The 22,589-nt window shown below is 67.4% G+C and carries 23 protein-coding genes and 1 tRNA gene; 11 read left to right on the top strand and 13 right to left on the bottom strand.

Going from position 1 to position 22,589, the window contains the following annotated elements:
- Positions 1-16: 16 nt before the first annotated feature.
- The 3 genes from ACSFA0_RS20695 to ACSFA0_RS20685 all read right to left on the bottom strand — a co-directional run bounded on the left by ACSFA0_RS20695 (position 17) and on the right by ACSFA0_RS20685 (position 1,038).
- Positions 17-382 carry a response regulator transcription factor gene (locus ACSFA0_RS20695; RefSeq protein WP_435452170.1) on the bottom strand — a complete coding sequence of 122 codons (366 nt, stop codon included), beginning with the start codon at positions 380-382 and terminating at the stop codon, positions 17-19.
- A complete protein-coding gene (locus ACSFA0_RS20690; protein WP_435452169.1) occupies positions 382-783 on the bottom strand; it encodes a response regulator in 402 nt (133 codons plus the stop codon). Before ACSFA0_RS20690 ends, ACSFA0_RS20695 begins: the two co-directional genes overlap by 1 nt.
- 84 nt (positions 784-867) lie before the next feature.
- A complete protein-coding gene (locus tag ACSFA0_RS20685) occupies positions 868-1,038 on the bottom strand; it encodes a rubredoxin (protein ID WP_262073550.1) in 171 nt (56 codons plus the stop codon).
- Positions 1,039-1,188: 150 nt separating this feature from the next.
- On the opposite strand from ACSFA0_RS20685, the gene thiD reads away from it, so the two are divergent.
- The 3 genes from thiD to ACSFA0_RS20670 are packed head-to-tail and all read left to right on the top strand — an operon-like array spanning position 1,189 to position 3,873.
- Entirely contained in the window at positions 1,189-2,112 is a 924-nt protein-coding gene (gene thiD, locus ACSFA0_RS20680) for a bifunctional hydroxymethylpyrimidine kinase/phosphomethylpyrimidine kinase (RefSeq protein ID WP_435452168.1), read from the top strand.
- Positions 2,113-2,116: 4 nt separating this feature from the next.
- Positions 2,117-3,400 (top strand): glutamate-1-semialdehyde 2,1-aminomutase, encoded by a 1,284-nt coding sequence (hemL, locus tag ACSFA0_RS20675; protein ID WP_435452167.1) that lies wholly within the window; start codon positions 2,117-2,119, stop codon positions 3,398-3,400.
- 11 nt (positions 3,401-3,411) lie between these two features.
- Complete coding sequence (locus tag ACSFA0_RS20670; RefSeq protein ID WP_435452166.1) at positions 3,412-3,873, top strand: hypothetical protein; 462 nt, start codon at positions 3,412-3,414, stop codon at positions 3,871-3,873.
- A 146-nt stretch (positions 3,874-4,019) separates the two neighbouring features.
- On the opposite strand, the gene purH is transcribed toward ACSFA0_RS20670, so the two are convergent.
- From purH to dusB, 3 genes are read right to left on the bottom strand one after another with little or no spacing between them, the layout of a single operon-like run.
- Positions 4,020-5,627, bottom strand: a complete 1,608-nt coding sequence (gene purH / locus ACSFA0_RS20665; RefSeq protein WP_435452221.1) for a bifunctional phosphoribosylaminoimidazolecarboxamide formyltransferase/IMP cyclohydrolase — start codon at positions 5,625-5,627, stop codon at positions 4,020-4,022.
- Between the two features lie 11 nt (positions 5,628-5,638).
- A complete protein-coding gene (locus tag ACSFA0_RS20660) occupies positions 5,639-5,875 on the bottom strand; it encodes a Fis family transcriptional regulator (protein WP_435452165.1) in 237 nt (78 codons plus the stop codon).
- A gap of 15 nt (positions 5,876-5,890) precedes the next feature.
- Positions 5,891-6,961 (bottom strand): tRNA dihydrouridine synthase DusB, encoded by a 1,071-nt coding sequence (dusB, locus tag ACSFA0_RS20655; protein ID WP_435452164.1) that lies wholly within the window; start codon positions 6,959-6,961, stop codon positions 5,891-5,893.
- 174 nt (positions 6,962-7,135) lie between these two features.
- Here dusB and ACSFA0_RS20650 point away from each other — a divergent pair, with 174 nt between their 5' ends.
- Positions 7,136-7,606: a YqaA family protein gene (locus ACSFA0_RS20650; RefSeq protein WP_286649253.1), complete on the top strand. Its 471-nt coding sequence runs from the start codon at positions 7,136-7,138 to the stop codon at positions 7,604-7,606.
- Positions 7,607-7,618: 12 nt separating this feature from the next.
- Here ACSFA0_RS20650 and ACSFA0_RS20645 read toward each other — a convergent pair whose 3' ends face one another.
- From ACSFA0_RS20645 to ACSFA0_RS20635, 3 genes are read right to left on the bottom strand one after another with little or no spacing between them, the layout of a single operon-like run.
- Positions 7,619-8,293 carry a glutathione S-transferase gene (locus ACSFA0_RS20645; RefSeq protein WP_435452163.1) on the bottom strand — a complete coding sequence of 225 codons (675 nt, stop codon included), beginning with the start codon at positions 8,291-8,293 and terminating at the stop codon, positions 7,619-7,621.
- Between the two features lie 14 nt (positions 8,294-8,307).
- Positions 8,308-9,399 carry a redox-regulated ATPase YchF gene (gene ychF, locus ACSFA0_RS20640; protein WP_435452162.1) on the bottom strand — a complete coding sequence of 364 codons (1,092 nt, stop codon included), beginning with the start codon at positions 9,397-9,399 and terminating at the stop codon, positions 8,308-8,310.
- A gap of 51 nt (positions 9,400-9,450) precedes the next feature.
- Positions 9,451-10,332, bottom strand: coding sequence for an MOSC domain-containing protein (locus ACSFA0_RS20635; protein WP_435452161.1), 882 nt, complete (start codon positions 10,330-10,332; stop codon positions 9,451-9,453).
- A 76-nt stretch (positions 10,333-10,408) separates the two neighbouring features.
- On the opposite strand from ACSFA0_RS20635, the gene ACSFA0_RS20630 reads away from it, so the two are divergent.
- The 4 genes from ACSFA0_RS20630 (at position 10,409) to ACSFA0_RS20615 (ending at position 14,885) form a co-directional block, all read left to right on the top strand.
- Positions 10,409-11,536 (top strand): FAD-dependent monooxygenase, encoded by a 1,128-nt coding sequence (locus tag ACSFA0_RS20630; RefSeq protein ID WP_435452160.1) that lies wholly within the window; start codon positions 10,409-10,411, stop codon positions 11,534-11,536.
- Positions 11,537-11,538: 2 nt separating this feature from the next.
- Positions 11,539-12,246, top strand: coding sequence for a DsbC family protein (locus ACSFA0_RS20625; RefSeq protein WP_435452159.1), 708 nt, complete (start codon positions 11,539-11,541; stop codon positions 12,244-12,246).
- Positions 12,246-14,036 (top strand): M61 family metallopeptidase, encoded by a 1,791-nt coding sequence (locus ACSFA0_RS20620; RefSeq protein WP_435452158.1) that lies wholly within the window; start codon positions 12,246-12,248, stop codon positions 14,034-14,036. The genes ACSFA0_RS20625 and ACSFA0_RS20620 overlap by 1 nt, the downstream gene beginning before the upstream one ends.
- A 69-nt stretch (positions 14,037-14,105) precedes the next feature.
- Complete coding sequence (locus tag ACSFA0_RS20615; protein ID WP_435452157.1) at positions 14,106-14,885, top strand: enoyl-CoA hydratase; 780 nt, start codon at positions 14,106-14,108, stop codon at positions 14,883-14,885.
- Between the two features lie 32 nt (positions 14,886-14,917).
- On the opposite strand, the gene ACSFA0_RS20610 is transcribed toward ACSFA0_RS20615, so the two are convergent.
- Entirely contained in the window at positions 14,918-16,090 is a 1,173-nt protein-coding gene (locus ACSFA0_RS20610; RefSeq protein WP_435452156.1) for a hypothetical protein, read from the bottom strand.
- Positions 16,087-16,713, bottom strand: coding sequence for a sigma-70 family RNA polymerase sigma factor (locus ACSFA0_RS20605; protein WP_435452220.1), 627 nt, complete (start codon positions 16,711-16,713; stop codon positions 16,087-16,089). The genes ACSFA0_RS20610 and ACSFA0_RS20605 overlap by 4 nt, the downstream gene beginning before the upstream one ends.
- A gap of 202 nt (positions 16,714-16,915) precedes the next feature.
- Here ACSFA0_RS20605 and ACSFA0_RS20600 point away from each other — a divergent pair, with 202 nt between their 5' ends.
- From ACSFA0_RS20600 to ACSFA0_RS20590, 3 genes are all read left to right on the top strand, one after another.
- The gene (locus tag ACSFA0_RS20600; RefSeq protein WP_435452155.1) at positions 16,916-18,466 is read left to right on the top strand and encodes a vWA domain-containing protein; all 1,551 of its coding nucleotides are present in this window, start codon (positions 16,916-16,918) and stop codon (positions 18,464-18,466) included.
- Between the two features lie 36 nt (positions 18,467-18,502).
- A tRNA-Met gene (locus ACSFA0_RS20595) sits at positions 18,503-18,579 on the top strand.
- Between the two features lie 635 nt (positions 18,580-19,214).
- A complete protein-coding gene (locus ACSFA0_RS20590) occupies positions 19,215-20,336 on the top strand; it encodes a hypothetical protein (RefSeq protein ID WP_435452154.1) in 1,122 nt (373 codons plus the stop codon).
- 94 nt (positions 20,337-20,430) lie between these two features.
- On the opposite strand, the gene ACSFA0_RS20585 is transcribed toward ACSFA0_RS20590, so the two are convergent.
- On the bottom strand, positions 20,431-21,678 hold the full coding sequence (locus ACSFA0_RS20585) for a glycosyltransferase (protein ID WP_435452153.1): 1,248 nt from the start codon (positions 21,676-21,678) through the stop codon (positions 20,431-20,433).
- Positions 21,675-22,550, bottom strand: a complete 876-nt coding sequence (locus ACSFA0_RS20580; protein WP_435452152.1) for a UDP-2,3-diacylglucosamine diphosphatase — start codon at positions 22,548-22,550, stop codon at positions 21,675-21,677. The genes ACSFA0_RS20585 and ACSFA0_RS20580 overlap by 4 nt, the downstream gene beginning before the upstream one ends.
- Positions 22,551-22,589: the final 39 nt, after the last annotated feature.

Here is a 22,589-nt window from a genome sequence, read left to right as displayed (position 1 = left end):
GGGTGGCGGCAGCCGTTCAGGCGAGCGCGTTGATCTTGGCCATCAGCTCGGCCGCGTTGACCGGCTTGACGATGTAGTCGCGCGCGCCCTGGCGCATGCCCCAGACGCGGTCGGTCTCCTGGTTCTTGCTGGTGCACAGAATGATCGGCACGCTCGCGTACTGCGGGTTGCGGGCGATCGCGCGCGTCAACTGGAAGCCGTTCTGGCCCGGCATCACCACATCCATCAGGATCAGGTCGGGCTGCTCTTCCTCCAGTCGGCGCATGGCGTCGTCGGCGTTCTCCGCCGTCTTGACCGAGAAGCCGTTCTTCTGCAGCAGGTCGGTCAGGAACACCAGTTCGGTCTTCGAGTCGTCGACCACGAGTACTTTGTGGATAGCCATTACTGCACTTCTTTCTGCTGGACGATGCCGAACTGCTGCACGGCCTGCAGCAGCTGGTCTTTGGTGAAGGGCTTGGTCAGGTAGTCCTGGGAACCCACCATGCGGCCCCGCGCCTTGTCGAAGACACCGTCCTTGGAAGACAGCATCACGACCGGCACGTGGGAAAAGTCGACGTTGCGCTTGATGATGGCGCAGGTCTGATAGCCGTCGAGGCGCGGCATCAGGATGTCGCAGAAGATCAGGTGCGGGCGATGGTCGTTGACCTTGGACAATGCGTCGAAGCCGTCCTCGGCCAACAACACTTCGTGACCGCCCTGCTTGAGGAAGATTTCGGCACTGCGCCGAATGGTGTTGCTGTCGTCGATGACGAGCACCTTGTAACCAGACCCATTCGTGCTCATTGGCACACGCTCCTCGTAAGAGACAGACTTCCGTCGACCACCGCAGGTTCGGTCCCTGCGGCGGGTGTCACCCTATGCCATGCTTCAGATCTCGACCATCTCGAAGTCTTCCTTGCGCGCTCCGCACTCCGGACAAGTCCAGTTCATCGGAACGTCTGCCCAGGCCGTATTGGGCGCAATACCATCTTCAGGTACCCCCACCGCTTCGTCGTAGATCCACCCACAAATCAGGCACATCCAGGTTTTCGTATTCATCGCAGCTTAAAGTCCCTGTTCATAGAATGCAACGATTGTATCTAGACGTATCGTCCAATTGTGTGGCGACCGTCTCACATCTGCCACCATGGCACCGGCCTGGTACGGCGTTTGACAACTTACCTCTTACCCACGGAAGGCGCCTGCAGCATGGGTGATCTTAACGACCTGACCCCCGACGACATCGCCGCCGCGGAGGCTGAACTCAACCCGCCCTGCGTGCTGGTGTTCAACGCCAGCGACCCGAGCGGTGCCGGCGGATTGGCCGGCGACACGCTGGCCATGGCGTCAGTCGGCGCTCACATGCTGCCGGTCGTGACCGGTGCGTATGCGCGCGACACCGCCGAGATCTTCGACCACTTCGCCTTCGACGAGGAGGCCGTCGCCGAGCAGACGCGCGCCATCCTGGAAGACGTCCAGGTGCAGCTCATCAAGGTCGGCTTCGCCGGCTCGCCGGAGACCCTCAGCACCATCGCCGAGACCGCCACCGACTACCCCGACGTGCCGGTGGTGGCGTACATGCCCAACCTGTCGTGGTGGGACGAGAACCTGATCGAGCCCTACCTCGACGCCTTCCGCGAACTGGTGCTGCCGCAGACGACGGTGCTGGTGGGCAACCACAGCACGCTGTGGCGCTGGCTGCTGCCCGACTGGGCCGGCGACAAGCCGCCGACGGCGCGCGACATCGCCCGCGCCGCGGGCGAGCAGGGCACGCCCTACACGCTGGTCACCGGCATCGTGCTGCCCGACCAGTTCATCGACAACGTGCTCGCCTCGCCGCAGGCGGTGCTCGCCAGCGAGAAGTACGAGCGGCTCGAAGCCGTCTTCGCTGGCGCGGGCGACACGCTCTCGGCCGCGCTCGCCGCCCTGCTCGCCAGCGGCACCGACCTGGTCGCGGCCACCTCCGAAGCACTGAGCTACATGGACCGCTGCCTCGACGCGGGCTTCCGCCCGGGCATGGGCCACGTGCTGCCCGACCGACTGTTCTGGGCCCAGCCCGAGGACGACGACGAAGACGATGGCGCCGACGTGCCGCCCGACTTCGCCCTGCCACCCCACGACACCCGCCACTGATTTCATGACCATCGACAACAACCAACGCCTCTTCGAACGCGCCCGCGCCGTCATCCCCGGCGGCGTCAACTCGCCCGTGCGCGCCTTCAAGGCCGTGGGCGGCACGCCGCGCTTCATCACCCGCGCGCAGGGCGCCTATTTCTGGGATGCCAACGACCAACGCTACATCGACTACATCGGCTCCTGGGGACCGATGATCCTGGGCCACGGGCACCCGGCCGTGGTCGAGGCGGTGCAGAAGGCCGTGACCGAAGGCTTCTCGTACGGCGCGCCGACCGAGCGCGAAATCGAACTGGCCGAGGCCATCCTCGCGCTGGTGCCGTCGATGGAAATGGTGCGCCTGGTGAGCTCGGGCACCGAGGCCGCAATGAGCGCGCTGCGCCTGGCGCGCGGCGCCACCGGCCGTAAGTACATCATCAAGTTCGAAGGCTGCTACCACGGTCACGCCGACGCGCTGCTGGTCAAGGCCGGCTCCGGCCTGGCGACCTTCGGCCATCCGACCTCGGCCGGCGTGCCGCCCGAAGCGGTGCAGCACACGCTGGTGCTCGAGTACAACAACATCGCGCAGCTCGAGGAAGCCTTCGCACTCCACGGCCACGAGATGGCCTGCCTGATGATCGAAGCGATCGCCGGCAACATGAACTTCGTGCGCGCCACGCCCGCGTTCGCCAAGCGTTGCCGCGAGCTGTGCACGCAGCACGGCGCACTGCTGGTGTTCGACGAGGTGATGACGGGCTTTCGCGTCGGCCTGCACGGCGCGCAGGGCGTGCTGGGCATCACGCCCGACCTCACGGTGCTCGGCAAGGTCATCGGCGGCGGCATGCCGCTGGCGGCCTTCGGCGGGCCGCGCGCCATCATGGAACAGCTCGCACCCATCGGCGCGGTCTACCAGGCCGGCACGCTGTCGGGCAACCCGGTGGCCACCGCCTGCGGCCTGGCCACGCTCAAGGAGATCGCCAGGCCCGGTTTCTACGAAGCGCTGTCGGCCAAGACCCGCACGCTGGTCCAAGGGCTGAAGGCTGCCGCGGCGGCAGAAGGCGTGCCCTTCAGCGTCGACAGCGAAGGCGGCATGTTCGGCTTCTTCTTTTTCAACGAACTGCCACAGAACTACGCGACAGTCATGACCACGGACAACGCGACCTTCAACACGTTGTTCCATGGCCTGCTGGACCGCGGCGTCTACATCGCGCCGGCGCTGTACGAAGCGGGCTTCGTGAGCGCGGCGCACAGCGACGACGACATCGCCGCGACGATCGACGCGGCCCGGCAGATCTTCAAGACCCTGTAGACCCTGCCACCATGCGACTGCGCTCCTTGCTGGCAATCCTCACGCTCCTGCCGGGCGCAGCCGCAGCGCAGTCCGAACCCAGCCGGCTCTGGCTGAACCCGGGCTTCTATTCGTACCACTTCGACCGAAACAAGGGCCTGGAGGACGTGAACCCCGGTCTGGGGGTCGAGTGGACGCTGGATGCCACGTACTCGCTCACGGCCGGCATCTTCCGCAACAGCGACCGCGAGACCTCGCGCTACCTCGGCGTGTACGTGATGCCCGTCGCGCTCTACGGCGTGAAGCTCGGGGCCGTGGTCGGCGCCTTCGACGGTTACCCCAACTACCGCAATGGCGGCTGGTTCCCGGCGCTGATCCCGACGGCGGCCATCGAAGGCCGGAATTGGGGGCTGAACATCGCGTTCATCCCCAGCTACAAGGACCGCCTCTACGGCGCCGTGAGCTTTCAGCTCAAGTACCGCTTCGGTGGCTGAACCGGCAAGCGAAACAATGCCCGCTCAGAACGTGTGAAGGAACCGTCGCGAGCGCCCCGAGCTTGCGTCGAGGACCGGAGCCGCACTCGCGTGCGGTGAGGACCGCAGATGCGAGATCGGGGCGCGCAGTAGGTTCATTCACGCGTTCAGTGGCGGAAGTGGCGAACGCCTGAGAGCACCATCACCACGCCGCGCTCGTCCGCGGCGTCGATGACTTCCTGGTCACGCATCGAGCCGCCGGGCTGGATCACGCAGCTCGCGCCCGCATCCACCACGACGTCGAGTCCGTCGCGGAACGGGAAGAAGGCGTCGCTCGCGACCGCCGTGCCCTTGAGCGACAGGCCTGCGTGTTCGGCCTTGATGCTGGCGATGCGTGCGGAGTCGAGGCGGCTCATCTGGCCGGCGCCCACGCCCATGGTCATGCCGTCGGCGCAGAACACGATCGCGTTGCTCTTGACGTACTTCGCCACCTTCCACGCGAACAGCAGGTCGTCGAGCTGCTGCGGTGTCGGCTGCTTCTTGCTGACCACCTTGAGGTCGCTGGCGGTGAGCTCGTGGTTGTCGGCGGTCTGGATCAGCAGGCCGGAGCCCACGCGCTTGACGTCCATCATGTTGCGGCCGTTGTCCCAGTCGCTGGCGCCGCCCTGGGGCAAGGCAATCTCCAGCACGCGCACGTTCAGCTTCGCCTTGGTCGCCTGGAACACCTCGAGCGCCTCCGACGTGTAGCCCGGCGCCATCAGCACTTCGACGAACTGCTTCGCGATGGCCTGTGCGGTGTCCGCGTCGACTGGGCGGTTGAAGGCGATGATGCCGCCGAAGGCCGAGGTCGGGTCGGTCTTGAAGGCCTTCGAATAGGCCTCGGCCGCGTCCTTGCCGATCGCCACGCCGCACGGGTTGGCGTGCTTCACGATCACGCAGGCGGGCACGTCGAAGCTCTTCACGCATTCCCACGCGGCATCGGCGTCGGCGATGTTGTTGTAGCTGAGCTCCTTGCCCTGCAGCTGCTTGGCCGACACGAGCGAGCCGGGCGCCGGATACAGGTCGCGGTAGAACGCGGCCTGCTGGTGCGGGTTCTCGCCGTAGCGCAGGTCCTGGATCTTCACAAAGCGGCCGTTGCTCTGCGCCGGGAACAGCGTGCGCTTGGGCGCGGGCTGGCCGATGCTGGCGTCGAAGTCGATGGCCGAGAGGTAGTCGCTGATCGCGCCGTCGTAGTCGGCGATGCGGTTGAACGCGGCCACGCTGAAGGCGAACTTGGTCTTGTCGCTGAGCTTGCCGTCGGCCTTCAGTTCGGCGAGAGCCACCGCGTACTGCGACGCGTCGGTCAGCACGCCGACGTCCTTCCAGTTCTTGGCCGCGCTGCGCACCATGGCCGGGCCGCCGATGTCGATGTTCTCGATCGCGTCTTCGAGCGTGCAGCCGGGCTTGGCCACGGTGGCTTCGAAGGGGTAGAGGTTGACCACCAGCAGGTCGATGGTGTCGATGCCGTGTTCCTGAATCGCCGCCACATGCGCCGGCAGATCGCGCCGTGCCAGCAGGCCGCCGTGGATCTTCGGGTGCAGCGTCTTCACGCGGCCATCGAGCATCTCGGGGAAGCCGGTGTGGTCGGCCACCTCGGTGACGGGCAGACCGGCGTCGGCCAGCAGCTTGGCGGTGCCGCCGGTGGACAGCAGCTTGATGCCCAGCGCGTTCAGCGCCTGCGCGAATTCGAGGATGCCGGTCTTGTCGGAGACGGAAAGGAGTGCGGTCAGGGCCATGGGGTTCTTCGTCATTTCAGTAATTTGTGTTCGACCAGCTTCTTGCGCAGGGTGTTGCGGTTCAGGCCGAGCCATTGGGCGGCCTTCGACTGGTTGCCTTCGGCGCGCGCCATGACGACGTCGAGCAGCGGTTTTTCGACCACACGCACCAGCATGTCGTACATGCCGTCCGGTTCGGTGCCGTGCAGGTCGCGGAAATAGCCTTCCAGACTGTTGCGGACACAGTCCTCGATACTCTTCTTGCTCATGGCGCTCTCTTGTTGTCAGTGCGCGGCGGTAGCCGCTTTCTCGTCCTCGCCGCCGTTCCACCCGTCCTGCACGTCGGCAGGTTCGCGGTGCGCAGGGATGCGGTCCATCCCCTCGGCCAGCCCCTCGAAATAGTCGGACACCGCGCGCAGCTGTTCGGCGCAGTCCTCGATCGTGTTCATGCGTCCGCGGAAGTCTTCGCCCCCCGGCAGTGCACGCACGTACCAGCCGATGTGCTTGCGGGCGGTGCGCACGCCGCTGTAGTCGCCATAGAGCTCGTAATGCTCCTGCAGATGGTCGAGCAGCAGGCGCCGCACTTCCGCCACCAGCGGCGGTGCAAGGTGCGTGCCCGTCGCCAGGAAATGCGCGATCTCGCGGAAGATCCATGGCCGGCCCTGGGCGGCGCGGCCCACCATCACCGCGTCGGCCCCGGTGGCGGCGAGCACGTCGCGCGCCTTCTCGGGGCTGGTGATGTCGCCGTTGGCCACCACCGGCACGCGCACCGCGGCCTTCACGGCGGCGATGGTGTCGTATTCGGCAGCGCCCTTGTAGCCCTGCTCGCGCGTGCGGCCGTGCACAGTGAGCATCTGCACCCCGGCCGATTCGAAATCGCGCGCCAGCTTCACCGCATTGCGGTGGTCGGCGCTCCAGCCGGTGCGCATCTTGAGCGTCACCGGCACGCCGTGCGGTGCCGCGGCGGCGACCACGGCCTGCACGATCTCCAGCGCCAGCGGCTCGTCGCGCATCAGTGCCGAGCCCGCCCATTTGTTGCAGACCTTCTTGGCCGGGCAACCCATGTTGATGTCGATGATCTGCGCGCCGCGGTCGATGTTGTAGTGCGTGGCCTCGGCCATCATGGCCGCATCGGTGCCGGCGATCTGCACCGCGATGGGGCCAGGCTCACCGGCGTGGTCCGCGCGGCGCGAGGTCTTGAGCGTGTTCCACAGCTCCTTGCGCGAGGTCACCATCTCGCTGACCGCGTAACCCGCGCCGAGCGATCGGCAGAGCATGCGGAACGGCCGATCCGTCACGCCGGCCATGGGCGCGACGAACAGGCGGTTTTCCAGCGCGATGGGGCCGATCTGCATGGTGAGGGAAGAGGGGAAGCGAGCGCGTGGCTGCTGAAAAATGAGGCACGATTGTAGCCACCCTGCGTTTCATTCGCTGAAACGATCGGCCTAGGGCATTGCCCTCTTGCGCGATGCCACGCGGCGCCCCATCCGACGAGGCCGGCCGGCGCGCCTTCCTATACTCCGGCGCACATGCAAGCCTGGCTCGACTCCCTTCTGGCGCTTCTCGCACTGCCCCAATACGGGCTGTCGACCGTCTTCATCGCCGCATTCGTCTCCGCGACGCTCCTGCCCGTCGGCTCGGAACCGGTGCTGTTCGGCTTCCTCAAGCTCAGCCCCGACATGTTCTGGCCGGCCGTCGGTGTGGCCACGCTGGGGAACACGCTAGGGGGCGCCTTGGACTGGTGGCTGGGCTACGGCGCCCACAAGGTGGCCGACAAATACGCGCATTCGAAGCACCACGTGCGGGTGCTGGCCTGGCTCGAACGGCTCGGCCCCAAGGCCTGCCTGCTGAGTTGGCTGCCGGTGGTGGGCGACCCGCTGTGCGCCGTCGCCGGCTGGCTCAAGCTGCCCTTCTGGCCCTGCCTGGTCTACATGGCGATCGGGAAATTCGCGCGCTACGTCACGATGACGGTGGCGCTGCTCTACATCTGGCCGTCTTGATCGACGACCGCGTCAGCTGAGCAATCCGTACGGGCCGCCGCGCGCCAGCGCCTGCTGGTAGGCAGGCCTCGCATGAATGCGCGCGAGCCACGACATCAGCCGCGGACGGCTGTCATCCAGCCCGCCGCGTGCGCGCGCCGCCTCGACCGGAAAGCTCATCTGGATGTCCGCGCCGGTGAACTCGGCCCCGGCGAACCATTCGCTCTTGCCCAGTTCGCCCTCCATGAAGTCCAGGTGCGTACGGATGTTGGGTGTCACGAAGCCGGCCTTGGCCTTGCCGGCGATGCCCTTGGCGATCGGCCGGATGAAGAAGGGCATCTTCGCGCTCTCGATCTTGTCGAAGATCAGCTTGAGCAGCAGCGGCGGCATGGCCGAGCCTTCGGCGTAGTGCAGCCAGTAGCGGTAGCGAAGGGCGTCCGCGCTGCCGGCCGCCGGCGCAAAGCGGCCCTGGCCGTGGCGTTCGATCAGCGTTTCGACGATGGCGCCCGACTCCGCCAGCACCAGGCCCTCGTCAGTCGTCACCACCGGCGACTTGCCCAGCGGATGCACCCGGCGCAACTCGGGCGGCGCCAGCATCGTCTTCGGATCGCGCTGGTAGTGCACGATCTCGTAGGGCAGCCCGAGCTCTTCGAGCAGCCAGAGGACGCGCTGCGAGCGCGAGTTGTTGAGGTGGTGGACGGTGAGCATGGGCGATCGACTGGTCAGGAACTGAACAGGAAGTTCATCACGTCCCCATCCTTGACGACGTACTCCTTGCCTTCGGCGCGCATCTTGCCCGCGTCCTTGGCGCCCTGCTCGCCCTTGAAGGCGATGAAGTCGTCGAAGGCGATCGTCTGGGCGCGGATGTAGCCCTTCTCGAAATCACCATGGATCACGCCGGCCGCCTGGGGGCCGGTGTCGCCGATGTGGATGGTCCAGGCGCGCACTTCCTTCACACCGGCGGTGAAGTAGGTCTGCAGGCCCAGCAGCTTGTAGGCGGCGCGGATCAGGCGGTTCAGGCCCGGTTCGTCCTGGCCGATTTCGGCGAGGAACATCTTCTTGTCCTCGTCGTCCATCTCGGCGAGCTCGGCCTCGATCTTGGCGCAGATGGCGACAACGGGCGCGCCCTGCTTGGCCGCGTACTCGCGCAGGCGATCGAGGTAGGGGTTGTTCTCGAAGCCGTCCTCCGACACGTTGCCCACGAACATCGCCGGCTTGGCGGTGATCAGCGTGAACGACTTCACCAGCGGCTGCTCTTCCTTCGTGAACTCCAGCGCGCGCACCGGGATGTTCTCGTTGAGCGCGGTCTGGCAGCGCTCGAGCAGGCCGACCAGCTTCTGCGCGTCCTTGTCGCCCGAACGCGCGACCTTGGTGTGGCGGTGCAACGCCTTCTCGACCGTGGCCAGGTCGGCCAGGCAGAGCTCGGTCTGGATCACCTCGATGTCGGAGATCGGGTCGACCTTGCCGGCCACGTGGATCACGTTGTCGTCGTCGAAGCAGCGCACCACGTTCACCGTGGCGTCGGTCTCGCGGATGTGGGCGAGGAACTTGTTGCCCAGGCCTTCGCCGGTGCTGGCACCGGCCACCAGACCCGCGATGTCGACGAACTCGACGATGGCCGGAACGATGCGCTCGGGCTTGACGATCTCGCTGAGCTGGTCGAGCCGCGGGTCGGGCACCTCGACCACGCCGGTGTTCGGCTCGATCGTGCAGAACGGATAGTTTTCCGCCGCGATGCCGGCCTTGGTCAACGCGTTGAAAAGGGTGGATTTACCGACGTTGGGCAGGCCGACGATGCCGCATTGCAAACTCATGGAGGTCCTCTGGAATCAACCGGCGATTTTAGGGCCGGGGGTGTTTGACGCTTATTCGAAGCGGTAGTTGGCGCCGACCGGCTGGCCGACCTTGAGCAGATGTTCGATGCCGTCGACCACGGTGCAGTTCATGCCGAAGGTGATCGCGCCATCGACGCGCGTGTTGGCGCGGTAGCTGCGCAGCGTGTCGTTGACCTCGGGCGACGAGACCGCCGTCGCCGGGTCGATGTCGGGGATGGGGCACCGCGTGCAGGGCTTGGCCGGCTCGATGTGCGCGCCACCCTCGGCCGTGGCGATGTGCATCGTCTCGACGCGGTCCTCGTCCTGCGCCTCGATGCCCGCGAGCACGATGTTCGGGCGGAAGCGCTCGATGCCCACCGCCGCGTGCCCGGCGGCGACCAGCTTCTCGTTCAACTCGTCGAGCGACTTCTCGCTGGTCACCAGCAGCGGGAAGGCGTCGGCGAACTGGTTCTGCGCCTCGACGCCCTTCGTCCAGATCGGGTTCGACAGGCGCCTGTGCTCCGGGTCGAAGCGCACGAGGCGCAGGGTCTGCGGCTTGCCGGGCTCCGACAGGAAATCGCTGAACCATTGCGCCGCGATGTCGCCCATGTCGTAGGCCGCGACCTCGTCGCGCCAGATCGTCACGCGCACCGGCTGCTCGACGCGGTCGAAGGCGATGTGCAGCGCCAGCATGCCGGGTGCGCGCAGCACCATCTCCATCTGCTTCATCTGCGGCTGGATGAGCGCCATGCGCGGCAGCTCGCGCTGGCTGACGAACACGCCGTCGGCGCCGACCACCATCCAGGCGCGGTCGAATTCCAGGCCGGTCTCGGTCAGCAGCACCTCGGGCAACTCGACCCCGGCGCAGGACTTGATCGGGTAGACGAACAGGCGGGCGATGGTGGCGTGGAGATCAAAAACGGAATCGGTCACGGTCGGGTCCTCGGCGGCGAAGCCGCGATTGTCCTCGGTCCGCCGCCGGGCGGAAGGCGGCTCCTACAATGCCCCGATGGCCCTTCCCCCCGAGGTTTGCATTCGCGGCGCCGGCATCGTCGGCCGCACTTTGGCACTGCTGCTCGCTCGCGAGCGCATCCGTGTCGCCCTGGTCGCACCGGCGCCGGCCGCCGCGCTGGAAGACGTGCGCGCCTACGCGCTCAACGCCGCATCGCGTGCGCTGCTCCAGGGCCTGCGCGCCTGGCCCGACGCGGCCCACGCCACGCCGGTGCGCGAGATGCGCGTGAACGGCGACGAGGGCGGCCGGGTGTGCTTCAGCGCCGCCATCCAGAAGGTCGAGGCGCTGGCCTGGATCGTCGACGTCCCCGCGCTCGAGAAGCAATTGGCCGATGCCGTGCGCTTCCAGCCGCAGATCGAGGTCGTCGATGCACCCGTGCCGGCCGCGCTCACCGTGGTGTGCGAAGGCAAGGCGAGCGCCACCCGTGACGCGCTGGGCGTGAGCTACGCCGTGACGCGCTACCCGCAGCACGCCATCGCCGCCCGGCTCGACACCGAGCGCCCGCACGACGGCACGGCGCGCCAGTGGTTCAACGACAAGGGCGAGATCCTGGCGCTGCTGCCGCTCGGCGGCCCGGGCGGACGATCGGTCGCGCTGGTGTGGTCGGTCGACCAGTTCCGCGCACCGGCGCTGCTGGCGTCGAGCGCCGACGACTTCCAGGCCGCACTGCGTGAAGCCAGCCATGACGCACTGGGCGCCCTCACTCTGACCAGCGAACGTGCGGCCTGGCCGCTGCAACGAGCCATCGCCGACCGCTGGACCGGACACTTCCCCGACGGCAAGCGCTGGGCGTTGGCCGGCGACGCGGCACACACCGTGCATCCGCTGGCAGGACAGGGCCTGAACCTCGGCCTGGGCGACGCGTCGGTGCTGGCCGAGGTGATCAAATCCCGCGAGTACTGGCGCAGCGTGGGCGACCCGCGCCTTCTGCGCCGCTACGAACGCGCCCGCCGTACCGACGTGCTGTCGATGAGCCTGGCCACCGACGGCCTGCAGCAACTTTTCTCGCACGGCACCGACCCGCTGCCGGCACTGCGCAACTGGGGCATGCGCGGTTTCGATCGCACGCGCCTCGTCAAGAATTTCATTGCCCGCCAGGCCATGGGCCTGGATTCAACCCCATGACCATGAACACCCTTCGCCTCCTCCTCGCCGCACTGGCCCTGGGCAGCACGCTGGCGGCCACCGCCGGCGAAGCCGAGATCCGCAAGAACCTCGCCGCGCGCGTGCCGATGCTGGCCAACATCGACGAGGTGCGCAAGGCGCCGATGCCCGGCCTCTGGGAGGTGCGCCATGGCTTCGACATCTTCTACACCGACGAGCAGGGCAACTACCTGATTCAGGGCAACCTGATCGACGTGCAGGCACGCAAGAACCTCACCGAAGAGCGGGTCGAGAAGCTCAGCGCGGTCGACTTCGACAAGCTGCCCATGAAGGACGCCTTCAAGATCGTGCGCGGCAACGGCAAGCGCAAGCTGGCGGTGTTCGAAGACCCGAACTGCGGCTACTGCAAGCAGTTCGAGCGTGAACTCAAGACCATCGACAACGTGACGGTGCACCTCTTCCTGTACCCGGTGCTCGGCCCCGATTCGAATGCCAAGTCGCGCGACATCTGGTGCAGCAAGGACAAGGCGAAGGCCTGGACCGACTGGATGATCGCCGGTGTCAAGCCCGAGACCGGCACCTGCGATGCCGCGGCGCTGCAGCGCAACGTCGAGTTCGGCCGCAAGTACAACATCACGGGCACGCCGACGCTGATCTTCACCGACGGCACGCGCACCCCGGGCGCCATCCCCGCCGCGCAGATCGAGAAGCAACTGACCGCCGCCAACTGATGACGGGCACCGCAGCGATCCACTACCGCGTCGAATGCGCGGACCGGCATGCCCACCTCTTCGCCGTCACGCTGACCATCGAATCCCCCTCGGCTCTGCAGCGCGTGGCGCTGCCGGTGTGGATTCCCGGCAGCTACCTGGTGCGCGAGTTCGCGAAGAACCTGCAGAACCTGCAGGCCACTCAGGGCCGGCGCAAGGTGCCGGTGACGCAGCTCGACAAGCACAGCTGGCAGACCGGCAGCGCACCCGACAGACCGCTGGTGCTGCGCTACGAGGTCTGTGCGTACGACCATTCGGTGCGCACCGCCTGGCTCGACGCCGACCGCGGTTTCTTCAACGGCACCAGCCTGTGCCTGCAGGTCGACGGCCATGCCGACGCGCCGCACGCGCTGGAGATCGTCGCGCCCAAGCCGGTGGCCGGCGAAGCGCGCTGGCACTGCGCGACAGCGCTGCCGCCGGTGAAGGTCGATGCGCACGGCTTCGGCCACTACCTCGCCTCGGGCTACGACGAGCTGGCCGACAGCCCGGTCGAGATGGGCGCCTTCTGGAGCGCCGACTTCGAGGCCGGCGGCGTGCCACACCGCTTTGTGGTGGCGGGTGCGCCGCCCTCGTTCGACGGCGAGCGGCTGATCGCAGACACGCAGGCGATCTGCGAGACGCAGATGCGCTTCTGGCACGGGGACAAGGTCGGCAAGCGCGGTGGCGGCAAGCCGCCGCACGACCGCTATGTCTTCATGCTCAACGCGGTCGATGATGGCTACGGCGGGCTCGAGCACCGCCATTCGACCGCGCTGATCTGCACCCGCCACGACCTGCCGCAGCGCCACGCCAAGAAGCAGCCCGAGGGCTACACCACGCTGATGGGCCTGATCAGCCACGAGTACTTTCACACCTGGAACGTGAAGCGCCTGCGGCCGGCCGAGTTCGCGCGCTACGACTACACGCAGGAGAACTACACGCGCCTGCTGTGGTTCTTCGAGGGCTTCACCAGCTACTACGACGACCTGCTGCTGCGCCGCGCCGGCCGCATCGACGACGCCACCTACCTGCGGCTGGTCAACAAGACGATCAACCAGGTGCAGCAGGCACCGGGCCGGCTGGTGCAGTCGGTGGCCGAGGCCAGCTTCGACGCCTGGGTCAAGTACTACCGCCAGGACGAGCAGACGCCCAACCAGACCATCAGCTACTACACCAAGGGTGCGCTGGTGGCGATGTGCCTCGACCTCACGCTGCGGCGCGAAGGCAAGGGCTCGCTCGACGACGTGATGCGCCTCTTGTGGACGCAGAGCGGCGGCGGCCCGATCGACGAAGACGACATCGCCGCCGCGCTCGAAACGGTTGGCGGCCGCCCGTACGCCACCGAACTCGCGCACTGGGTGCATGCCGCCGAAGAGCTGCCGCTGTCGGACCTGCTGCGCGCCCATGGCGTCGCCGCGCTGGACGACCCGGCGCAGCGCGCGCAGGAACTCGGCCTGCGCGTGGCCGAAGCCAATGGCAGCGTGCAGGTGAAGATGGTGCTGCGCGGTGGTGCGGCCGAAAAGGCCGGCTTCTCGGCCAACGACGAATGGATCGGCATCGAGCTGCCCGCCGCCAAGGGCCGCCCGGTACAGGGCTGGCGCCTGTCGAAGCTCGACGACCTCGCGCTGTACCTGGGCGAGCACAAGAAGATCACGGCGCTGATCGCGCGCGACAAGCGGCTGCTGCGCCTGCCGCTGGCGCTGCCCAGCGGCGTGACCACCTGGCGCCTGTTCGCGCAGGACGCCGCCAAGCTGTCGACCTGGCTGGCCTAGCGGGCGATGGTCGGCGCTGGGTATAGTGGCTCGCATCCCCCGCATCCATCCACCTCTCACGGAGACACCATGAGCTACGAGAACATCGAAGTGCGCACCGAGGCCGGCAAGGTCGGCATCGTCACCCTCAACCGCCCGAAGGCCCTGAACGCGCTGAACGACGCGCTGATGACCGAGCTGGGCGAAGCGCTCAAGGCCTTCGACGCCGACCCCGCCATCGGCTGCATGATCGTTACCGGCAGCGAACGCGCCTTCGCCGCCGGCGCCGACATCGGCGCCATGGCCAAGTACAGCTTCGTCGACGTCTACAAGGGCGACTACATCACCCGCAACTGGGAAGCCATCCGCAGCATCCGCAAGCCGGTGATCGCCGCCGTGAGCGGCTTCGCGCTGGGCGGCGGCTGTGAGCTGGCAATGATGTGCGACTTCATCATCGCGGCCGACAACGCCAAGTTCGGCCAGCCCGAGATCAAGCTGGGCGTGATCCCCGGCGCCGGCGGCACGCAGCGCCTGCCGCGCGCCGTGGGCAAGAGCAAGGCGATGGACATGGCGCTCACCGGCCGGATGATGGACGCGACCGAAGCCGAACGCGCCGGGCTGGTGAGCCGCGTGGTGCCCTTCGAGAAGCTGGCCGACGAGGCCCTCGGCGCTGCGCTGGTCATCGCCGATTTCTCGCAAGTCGCGGTCATGGCGGCCAAGGAATCGGTCAACCGCGCCTTCGAGAGTGGCCTCTCGGACGGCGTGATGTTCGAGCGCCGCCTGTTCCACGCGCTGTTCGCGACCAACGATCAGAAGGAAGGCATGGACGCCTTCGTCGCCAAGCGCAAGGCCGCGTTCACGCACAGCTGACGCGTTGGCGCTGACCCAGCCGGCAGGCCCGGTCAGCGCACTTCTTCGAGCGCCTGACGCAGCGACGACAACGCGCCCGCACCGGGCTGGCCGGTGCCGGGCGGCAGGCCCTTCTCGCGCCAACGCACCTGGCCACCGGCCAGTTCGAGCACCCCCAGCACCTCGCCGTTGCGCTCCAGCGTGATGCGCCAGTCCACTGCACCGGCCAGCGGCTGTGTGCCCACGCCCGCCAGGGCCGCCGAACCCACCAGACCCCCCAGCTCACGCGCTTCGGCGCGCGGCAGCACGCGGCTGTCGGCACCGTTGCGGGCGATGCGCAGCTGGGTCCATTGCGCGAGCGCGTCGAAGGTCGGCTGGGCGGTCACGCTCGGTGCCGGGGCCGCCGCCGCTGGCGGCACTGGCGGTGGCGAGGCGATGCCGGCCGCGCGCGATGGCGCGGCCGATGCGACCGGTGGCGCGGTACGCTGCGCCGCGCCGGGCGGGGAAGCGTTCGCGGCCGGCGCCGCCGGCGCAGGCATCGGCGGCGGCCACTGCACGGGCGGCGGCAGCGGCGGCTCCGCCTTCATCTTGGCCGCCTCTTCACGCGCCAGCGCCTGCTGGGCGCGCTCGACCGCCTTGTCGGCGGCGAGCGTGGCCTCGCGGTCGGCAGCGGCCTGTCGCGCGAGACGCTCGCGCTCGCGGTCGCGCTCGTCCAGCGCCCGGTTGGCGGCCTCGGTGACGGCACGCGATTCGGCCAGCGTGGTGTCGAGCACGCTGGGCAGGGGCGGTGGTGATGGCGGTGCCTCGGCGGGTTGGGCCGCGGGCGCGACCACGGGCGCCGCGGGCGCGGCCTGGCGCTCTGCTTGAGGCGCGTCGAGCTGAGCGTCGGGCACCGGCTCGCGCTGCCACATCACCGTGATCAGCACGCCGACCAGCACCTTCGCGAAGGCGGCGTTCCACGGCCTGTGCGAGCCCGCACCGCCACCGATGCCGAGCAGGCGCTGCCACCACGGCCGCTCCGCGCCGACCGGGCCGGCGGGCAGCGACGGCGCGACCGCTTCGTGGGCCAGCACGCGGATGGACTGGCGCAGCGCCGCATCGGGCGCCAGCGCGTGGTCGGGCGCGTGGTCGAGCACCTGCTGCAGCAGCGGGTCGTGCAGCGCGCCATCGTCGGCACCACCCAAGTCCTCGTCCCAGTCGTCGTTCGGCATCTTGGGATCGCTCATGTGCCCTCCCCCAGCACCGCCAGATAGCGCTCCATGCAGCCGCGCAGTTTCTTGAGCCCGTAGCGCAGGCGGCTGCGGACAGTCTCGAAGCCGACGCCGAGCGCCGCGGCCATCGCCTCGACCGTGAAGCCGTCCTCGTGGTGCAGCAGGAAGGCGGCGCGCTGGTCGTCGGGCAGTTCGTTGAGGCAGGCCAGCAGGCGCTTGCCGGCCGAGCGCCAGAAGGCCTCGTCCTCGGCCGACGGGTGCGCCGCATCGACCGGCTGGCCCTGGCCATTGAGCAGCCGGCCGCTGACGCGCTGCACGGCGTCGAGCCCTTCGTCGTCAGCGTCGTGCACATGCACGACCATCTGCCGGCCACTCGCGCGCAGCCGGTCCATGGCCAGGTTGTGCGCGATGGTGAAGGCCCAGGTGCGCCAGGCCGCGCCCTGCGGCGAGAACGAATCGCGCGCCGTGATGATGCGCACCCAGGTCTCCTGGAACACCTCGTCGACCTCGGCCGACAGGCGCAGGCCCAGCAGGCGCCGCACGAAGCGGAACAGCGCGCCCTCGTGGCGTGCGTAGAGCACGTCGAAGGCGCCGGTGTCGCCGCCGGCATAGGCCAGCATCAGTTGGTCGTCGGGCATGGCATCGGGCATGGCGTCGGGGACTTCGGCGGGCGCGACAGCGTCGACAGGCACGGGGGAAAGCATGGGCAGATTCTCACCTCAGCTTGTACGGCGGCCGATCGGGATCGGGGTTAGCGACTTTCACTTTTCTTTTTCGGCGACGAACCCCGTGAGCGAATGCCGGCCGTATCAGCCTGCATCCATCACCACGGAGTCGTCGATGACGCAAGCCCCTGCCCCCGCCTCTTCACCCCGCGCATGCACCGTGCGCCGCCCCCGCGCACTGATCGCGGTCTTGTGCGCGCAGCTGCTGTTGAGCGCTTGCCACGCCACGGGCGTTGCGCCCACCGGCGCCGTGTGGCCCGAGCCGATGCCACAGCCGCCCGAGCCCGTCGCCCCTTCAGCGCAGTGGCCCACGAACGCGGTGACGCGCACCGTGCCGAACTTCCAGGCGCCGTCGGCCACGCATTGCGCGCGGCCGATCCAGACGCGCGAAGTGCTCGGCGACCGTGTCCCGCAAACCACGTCGGCGCCATCACCACGCGGACGTACCTTGCACCGTGGCGAGTCGCGCGCTCCGCTTGCCGACGACGTGCACGAAACCGAGAAGGCATCGACCAAGGCCAGGTCGCTCATGGTCGAGAAGGTGGCTCCCCTGCCGCCGGTGCCTGCCCCCATCGCGACGCCCCAGGCCTCACCACCCGCCACGCGCAACGCCGACCGGGTCGTCGCACCCAGCGCACCCGTGACCGCCGGCATGGTCGACGACAACGCCGACTTCGGCGAGTACCTGCGCTTTCGCGAACGCACGCAGGTCACCCACCGTGCCCGCGACGTGCGCGAGCGCTACCTGCTGCAGGTGCGCAACGCCCGCGGCACCGTCGTGCCCGACGCCGAAGTCGCCGTGACCGCCCCCAGCGGCGCCACCCTCTGGGCCCGCACCGACGCCGGCGGCCGCGCCTGGCTGCACCCCGACGCCGTCGACACCACACGCAGCGCGATCTACGAAGTGGCCGTACGCAAGGACGGCCGCGAGGCCAGCGCCTTCCTGCGCCGCGGTCAGAAGAGCGCCGTCGACGTGGTGCTGGCCGACAGCGCCGTCCCGACGCGGGCGCGGCTCGACCTCGTCTTCCTCATCGACGCCACCGGCTCCATGGCCGACGAGATCGGCCGCCTGAAGACCACGCTGCGCAGCATCGCCAACGAGGTCGCGCAACTGCCCAGCCGCCCCGACACCTGCTTCGGCCTGGTGGCGTACCGCGACAAGGGCGACGAGTTTCTGCTGCGCAGCCACGACTTCACCAACGACCTGGGCGCCTTCCAGGGCGTGCTGAACGCGCTGCAGGCCAACGGCGGCGGCGACTACCCCGAAGCGATGAATGAGGCCCTGCACGAGACGGTGCACCGCCTGAGCTGGCGCGGCAGCGGCGCCACCCGCATGGTCGTGCTGCTGGCCGACGCGCCGCCGCACCTGGACTACGGCGGCCCGCAGTACGACGACGACATGCTTGCCGCGCTGGGCAAGGGCATCAAGATCTTCAGCGTGGGGGCGAGCGGGCTCGACAAGCAGGGCGAGGTCGTGCAGCGGCAGATGGCGCAGTACACGGGTGGGCGCTTCGTCTTCCTCACCTACAAGGACGCCGATCGCCCCGCGAGCGGCCCCGGCCGCGAGACCGTGCACGACGTGAGCAACTACTCCGTGCAGACGCTGGACCGGCTCATCGTGCGGCTGGTGAGCGAGGAGTTGGCCCAGTTGCCGAAAGGCAGTTGACGGGCCTGCCACCGACCGGGCTATAATCTCGGGCTCGGCTCTTTAGCTCAGTCGGTTAGAGCGATGGAATCATAATCCACAGGTCCGCGGTTCGAATCCGTGAAGAGCCACCAGACAGGAACGCCCTGCAAGTCCATGACTTGCAGGGCGTTTTGCTTTTCTGTCCGAACTTCAGCCATCACGCGCGCGCGAGGCCACGATCGTGGCGCATAGGGCCCGATTTTGGGGAGAATGCCTTCCTAGTTGTTTGGTTCTCCTGCGCCACCAAGCGCTTGAAAACTAGGCTTCCGGATGGCCCTGACGACAACTCTGCGTCCGTGTATAAAAGCCTGGAACCGAAACTCTTAAGGTGCCAGTGATTGTCGAGCGAACCTATTGGAACGGGAGGCTGTCGGGTTATCAACTGGACGGATCCTCGGTTCCCCTAGATCGCAGGAACTCTGACTTTCAGCGTATCCGCCATTCCATTCATAGTGGCGCGTGCAAGGTAGTAGAGCCAGCACTCGGCGCGGTACACCGGAGACTGGATCGGAGCGGCCAACCATCGGGCTATGCGACCCGCTTCGGGTTCGTTCCAGACGATCAGCCCAGCCATCTGCTGAGGCTCATCCGCGACCAGATTGCAGACGGCAGTTGCAAGGTTGTAGAGCCTCCCAAAAGCGGAGCCGTCCCCCGATTTGAGAAGCTTGTTGCGTCGTTGGTCTTGGCGCAGCCGTGGCCGGGCCTCAACTCCGAATGTAGGGGGGAGTTGGCTTACCAAGCCAAGCCTGAAAGTCAAAAGCAACTCTACCGATTCACGCTACGAAATCTGCCCGACGAGCCGATTGACCGCATCAACGAACTGCTCAAAGCTCACAACGTCACCTTAGAGCCTCGATTCACCTATGCGCCACATAAGTTTGGCGTTCTAGAGATCGAGATACCTACCGAACGCTTGCGTAGTCTCTACTTCACCGAGCGCATCCACCTGCCAGCGGGTACCGCAGAACTGGTCGCCAGCCTCGCAGCGCAGAACCTCTGCGAAAGTCGGCGATCGCCACGCGATGGGCCGGACATCCGGTGGCTGATCCAATGTGCATACCTCTACACGTCGCACTTCGTCGTCGAGTTTTCAAATCGAGTCATTGATGCCTTTCGGCTTGAATATGGCAGGGTACCGGTTTCGTCAACGTTGGAAGGCTACTGGCGCGAGCCCACCGCTTTTTTCGGCCGTGAAGCTAACGGCACCGACCACTTCCTTGGCTTTGCCAGCCTAGCAAATCAGCAACACACACCTGTTCCAGCCGAGTGGTTTGCTGATTCGCTTAGCCGCTACGATGCAGACGCTCACTCTTCAACTTTCTTGCTCAGAACCGCGCTCAGGCGCGTGGCCGATCTCGTGGCGCTTGGGTTCCACGCCGAAGCGCTCGCACCTCTGAACGCGTTTCTTGAGGTGCTGGTATCGGAGAGCCTGATCTATGTCTCAGGAAGCGCCCACCATCTTGCGCAGCATGTTTCTCGGATGGGCCACGCGGCAAGGTTGAAGCTGTTTGCAGAGCTCGCTGAGGCCGACCTTCTGCCGATCTGGTACGGGGAGCCGTTTATGCGATCCCTTGATGCCGCGCGGAAGATCTACCAGCACCGCAACGCATACGTGCACAACTTGCTTCTCCCGGACGTGATTGGTCGCCCAACCCTACTTGATCAACGCGCCATGGAAGCCCTCTTTTTCTGCTTTATCGATTTCCATGAGCAACAGCGAGTGCTCCAACGTTTTCAGTCTATTGCGCAGGACACAGGCCTGATCCGCGCCTTCATCGTCGACAAGATAGAGGCGAGCTACAAGGCCGCACAGCTCAAAGGAGCTCCCGATGATCAAACCTTTTGGTGATATCCGATCCCCCAAGTTTCGTCCCGGAAGCGGCCCACTTCGCGGCCTTGATCCATATGAAGGCACAAAAGCGAGAACTCTCAAGCATCAAGGCCTAGAAGACTTTCGAGTGTGGTTCGATCGGTAGAACATCAAGCGCAACGGTCGGTGCTTCTGCCTGATTCAAAACATGCGCCAAGATCCCCGGCAACTCAAACACCGCCCGGTTGTGCATCCGCTCCGTCGCCGCCCGATACCGCGGCAAGTCCCGCACCACTTCCGCCGCCGCGTGATCCACCTTCGCAAAGCTCGGCAGCACCACGCCCACGCCGTTCTCCTGCACCCACTGCGCGTTGTAGCGCTCCTGCGGCAGCGTCCAGCGGTTGCGCACGACGATCACGGGCAGGTGCATCTGCACTGCTTCGCTCAGGCTGCCGGGGCCGGGCTTGCCGATGAAGAAGTCGGCCAGGTGCATGGTGCGCGCGACGTCGGGTGTGAAGCCCAGCACCAGTCGCGGTGCGCGGGCGGGCAAGGCGCGCAGTGCGTCGGCCAGGGCGGTGTTGTGGCCGCAGGCCAGGATGAGCTGCGTGTCGGGCAGGCGCTTGGCGATGCCGAGCATGGCCTTGGAGCCCTGCCCGCCGAACAGCACGATGCCGGTCGGCCGGTGCGGGTCGAGGCCCAGGCGGCGGCGTTCGGCGGCCCGGTCGGCCGGTGGCGGCGCATAGAAGTCGTCGCGCAGCAGCATGCCGGAGCTGGCGTGGATGTGCGTGTCGGGCAGGCCGGCGTCGCGCGCCTGCTGCACCGCGTGGGCCGAGCCGCAGACGACGTGCTGGTCGATGCCTTTTTCGATCCAGAAGCGCGGCGGGTGGTCGGCCAGGTCGGTCAGCACGGTGACGAAGGGCACGCCGGGCAGCGCGCTGGCCAGCGACTCGCGCAGGCCGCGGTTGAAGTTGGGGATCATCGAGACGACGAGGTCGGGCTCGGTGGCCAGCCAGTGCTGCAGCAGCAGGCGCACGGTGGGCGCGTGCCACCAGCGGATCATGGCCTGCAGCAGCTTCAGTTCCTGCGCGAGGCCGACGGTCCAGCCGCGGGCGATGCGCTTGTTGTAGTAGTCCTCGGGCTCCATGCCCGTCATGCGGCGAAAACGCTGCGCGGGGTCGAGCACTTCGCGCAGGTTGACGAGGCGCACTGTCCACGGCAAGCCGGCGCGCGCGATGGCGGCTTTCAGCGCGATGGCCGATGCGCGGTGGCCGCCGCCGGCGTCGAAGTAGACGAGGTCGACCGTGCGTTCGCGATTCGTTGGATGACCTCCGCCCTCCGGGCTTCGGTGCCGATCGCCTTCGGGCGGCCGGGCGGCGATCATGCCGGCACCGCGCGCTTGCGGTCGCCGCGTCGCACGCGCGTGGCCACGGGCATGTGCTCGGCCCAGCGCACGATCTCGAGCGTGCCGTCGGCGCGCTCGCCCAGCGCCGTGAGGCTCTCGACCCAGTCGCCGTCGTTGCAGTAGAGGATGCCGTCGATGTCGCGCATCTCGGCATGGTGGATGTGGCCGCACACCACGCCCTGCACGCCGCGCTTGCGCGCCTCGCGCGCCACGGCGGTTTCGAAGTCGCCGACGTAGCTCACGGCGCGCTTCACCTTGAGCTTGAGGTACTGCGACAGCGACCAGTACGGGAGGCCCATGCGGGCGCGCAGCGAGTTCAGGTGGCGGTTGAGCCGCAGCGTGAATTCGTAGAGCGAGTCGCCCACGTGGGCCAGCCACTTGGCGCACTGGATGACGCCGTCGAACAGGTCGCCGTGCATCACCCAGAGCTTGCGGCCGTCGGTGGTCTCGTGCACCCAGTCTTCGACCACCTCGATGCCGCCGAAGTCGTGGTTGACGTACTTGCGGGCGAACTCGTCGTGGTTGCCCGGCACGAAGATCACACGCGTGCCCTTGCGGGCCTTGCGCAGCAGCTTCTGGATCACGTCGTTGTGCGCCTGCGGCCAGTACCACTGCCGCCGCAGTTGCCAGCCGTCGATGATGTCGCCGACCAGGAAGAGCGTCTCGCACTCGGTGTGCTTCAAGAAGTCGAGCAGCGCCGTGGCCTGACAGCCGGGCGTGCCCAGGTGCAGGTCCGAGATCCACAGCGTGCGGTAGCGCAGCGGCGGACGCGTCACGGCATCGTCGGCCGTGTCGTGTGACAGGGCCGTGGTGTCGCGCCATGCGCGAAGAAAGGCGTCGTCGCGTTGCATGGGAACGCAGCGTCGCGGACGCGCGTGTCGGTGCCGTGG

The sequence above is a fragment of the Variovorax restrictus genome (assembly GCF_051216715.1).
In the GTDB taxonomy this organism is placed as follows: Bacteria; Pseudomonadota; Gammaproteobacteria; order Burkholderiales; family Burkholderiaceae_C; genus Variovorax.
The sequence above is the reverse complement of the archived record's forward strand: the minus strand, read 5'-3'. Positions and strand labels throughout refer to the sequence as shown.